1 protein-coding gene is annotated in these 959 nt (G+C 72.8%); it reads left to right on the top strand.

Annotated features, from left to right (window positions below; genetic code table 11):
- Nucleotides 1-154: 154 nt before the first annotated feature.
- The coding region (locus SZN_RS37200) for a serine/threonine-protein kinase (protein WP_007506562.1) at nt 155-959 on the top strand (805 nt) is incomplete at its 3' end.

The raw sequence follows: 959 nt of genomic DNA, 5'->3' as shown, positions 1-959 counted from the left end.
CGGCGGTCCCGGTGAAGACCCCGTGGACCACAGGTGATCGACTTCGCACGTATGCTGGGGCGGCTGCGGCACCTCCTCCCACCACCACCCGTACTCACGGGGCGAGTTGGCCCCGCGGCGACCGACACGTCCCTTGGCATGAGGATGAGAACAGGTGCTGATAGCGGGCCGCTACCGGCTGAGCGAGTCGATCGGGCGGGGTGGTATGGGGGAGGTCTGGCGGGCGTACGACGACATGCTCGCCCGGCACGTGGCCGTCAAGCTCCTGCTGCCGCAGGACACCGACCCCACCGCCACCTCCAGGTTCCGGCTGGAGGCGCAGACCGCCGCCCGCATCGACCATCCGAACGTGGTCGGCGTGCGGGACTTCGGGGAGCACGACAACCGGCTCTACCTGGTGATGGAGCTGATCGGCGGCGACAGCCTCGCCCATGTGCTCACGCACTCCGGCGCGCAGCCCGCCGAACGCGTCGCCCGGATCGCCGCCGAGGCCGCGGCCGGACTCGAGGCGGCGCACCGGCAGGGCATCGTCCACCGGGACATCAAGCCCGGCAACCTGCTCCTCGACTCCGACGGCACCCTCAAGATCGCCGACTTCGGCATCGCCCGCTTCATGGACGACCCCGGCGCCGCCCTCACCGCCACCGGGCAGATCGTCGGCACGAGCCTCTACCTCGCCCCCGAGCGGGCCCTCGGACAGCAGGCCGGCCCCGCCTCCGACGTCTACGCGCTGGGCTGTGTGCTCTACCAACTGCTCACCGGCCGCCCGCCGTTCCAGGCCGACTCGGCCGTCGCGATCCTGCACCAGCACCTGGACGCGGCCCCGGTGCCGCCGCGCGAGCTGGGCGTCACCGGGCTGCCGCCCGCGTTCGAGAACTACCTCCTGGGCCTGCTCGCCAAGGACCCCGAGCAGCGGCCGGCGGCGCAGCGGGTCGCCGACTGGTTCGCCGGCGGCGCCT

Source organism: Streptomyces zinciresistens K42, assembly GCF_000225525.1.
In the GTDB taxonomy this organism is placed as follows: Bacteria; Actinomycetota; Actinomycetes; order Streptomycetales; family Streptomycetaceae; genus Streptomyces; species Streptomyces zinciresistens.
Note: the sequence above shows the minus strand (reverse complement) of the source record. Positions and strands in the feature narration are given on the sequence as shown.